Source organism: Streptomyces jumonjinensis (assembly GCF_009600885.1).
Lineage (GTDB): Bacteria > Actinomycetota > Actinomycetes > Streptomycetales > Streptomycetaceae > Streptomyces > Streptomyces jumonjinensis.
The window spans coordinates 6,457-8,517 of record NZ_VCLA01000203.1 but is presented as its reverse complement, the minus strand read 5'-3'; the positions used below and the strand labels follow the sequence as shown (position 1 = coordinate 8,517).

General features: G+C 74.0%; 2 protein-coding genes. Both read right to left on the bottom strand.

Annotated elements, in window-relative coordinates; genetic code table 11:
• Window positions 1-415, bottom strand: a 415-nt coding sequence (locus FF041_RS36880; protein ID WP_153527098.1) for an LLM class flavin-dependent oxidoreductase, incomplete at its 3' end; no start/stop codon positions are given.
• 939 nt (window positions 416-1,354) lie between these two features.
• On the bottom strand, window positions 1,355-2,061 hold a 707-nt coding region (locus tag FF041_RS36875; protein ID WP_153527096.1), incomplete at its 5' end, for a cytochrome P450.

Genomic DNA, 2,061 nt, shown 5'->3' with positions numbered 1-2,061 from the left:
CGCGCCGGGTGAAGTCGGCGTTGACGGCTGTGTACTCGTCGCGCATCCAGCCGATGCCCAGCCCGGCGACGAGCCGGCCGCCGCTGATCCGGTCGAGCGAGGCGAGGGACCGGGCGAGCAGCAGAGGCGGGTACCAGGGCGCGGTCAGGGTGCTGGTACCCAGCCGTACGCGCTCGGTGGCGGTCGCGGCGACTGTCAGAACGGTCACGGGGTCGAGGAAGGTGGTGAACCCGGGCGGGTACGGGTTCTCAGGGCTGTAACCGGGGTAGACGTCGCTCGGGGCGACCGGGGTCAGTGCGCGGTCGCCCACCCAGAGCGCGTCGAAGCCGGCGTCCTCCGCGTCCCGGGCGAAGCCCGCGATCAGCTCGGGCCGGGCGTGGGTTCCGTACTGCGGCAGTGCCATTCCTATGTGCATGCCCCCAGCATGCTCGTCGAGGGGGCCGGGACACGCGGGGCATCGCCTGTGAGCTGAGTCATGTGATGAGACGTCAGGGTGCTCCCGGGCCGTACTTCCCGCCCGCCGCCCGGGCCCCGGGCAGGCCGGAGCCGTCAGCTCCGCAGCGACCGCCGTACGCGGCGCAGCACGGCCTCGTGCCGCCCCGCCCGTACCGTCCCGGGACACGCGTGCCCGCCCCACGCGCCCCCGCCCATGGCATGGGCGCCCAGCCCCGGCCCTTCGGGGAGTCCGTCACCTCCAGGGGCCAGCCGTGGACGCGGGCACCCCAGGCGTAGACCCGTGCGACGGCCTCGATCTGCGCCGGGGTGAGCGGTGCGGCGGCAAAACCGGATGTCTCGACCGACACCCGGCCCGCGTTGCCCGCGGCTGTGTCCAGGCCCGGTCGTGGACCGACACATACTGCTCGATCTCCCCCGCCCGGGACACCCGGAAGTGGGCCGAGCTGCGGGTCGCCGGGTCCGAGGACCGTTCGAACAGCGAGCCCTCCCTCTCCTGTACATGCAGGATCAGACCCCGTTGCCGCTCCCGTCCGCCCCGGCGGAAGTTCACGCCGATCGGCTTCCGGGCGACGCCGGTCATCCAGCCCGGCGGCGGGGGCGCGGCGGAGATCTGCGTCGCCCGCCGCCGGACGGTCCGTTCCTCCGGCACGGCGGGGCCGGCCGCTCGGACCGCTCCCTCCCGGGGAAAAGGGCCGCCGGCATCGGGGCGGGGGCGAGCCCGCCGCCGAGGAGAAGCCCGCCCCCGAGGGCGAGCACACCGCGCCGGGCCGGCCGCCGATGCTTTCGCGTCATGGGCTCCAACATGGGCCGGGAACATGATCGCCGTTCTATGACGAGATCATGGGACGACAACATCGCACCCCGCCGCAGCACCCGGCGCAGCGCCCCGGCGCCCGATTCACAGCCGCACGGGAAGGGCCTTCAGATGCCAGTTGACCGGGTTGGTCCCGCGCCGCAGCCGCTCCGGCGCGGTGGCGAACCGCAGCCCGGGGGCGCGGTCGAGCAGCGCGGTCAGGGCGATGCGGGTCTCCTCGTGGGCGAGGTGCGCGCCCGGACAGCGGTGCGCGCCGTGGCCGAATCCGAGGTGGTGCTCCCGGCTGTGGCGGGTGCGGGTGATGTCGAGACGGTCAGGGTCGGTGAAGGCGGCCGGGTCACGGTTGGCCGCCGAGACGATCGGCAGGCCCGCCTCCCCGGCGCGCACCGGTGTGCTGCCGAGGGTGGTGTCGCAGGTGGCGTAGCGGGGCAGGGGGCGGGCGAAGTGCTCGATCAGGTCGACCATTCCGTCCTCGGCATGGTCCGGCAGCCGGTCGAGCAGCCCGGTGGCGATGGTCTCGATCCTGGGACGCAGTGTGGCGGCCCGCCTACGCGAGAACGCGGCGGTGACCAGGCCGCGCAGCCGGTGGTGGTCGGCGCCGTCCGCGTCGAAGATCCCGGCGTGCAGATACTTCTCGTACCCCGGGCGCATACCGCGGGCCTGCCAGGTCTGTTCGGTGCGGTGGGCCACCGGTGCGCCGGGGACAGCCGTGGCGTCGATGGTGAACCGGGCGTCACTCATCACGGTACGGATGTCCTCGTGCCGGGTGGCCACCCACATCGGGTCGACGC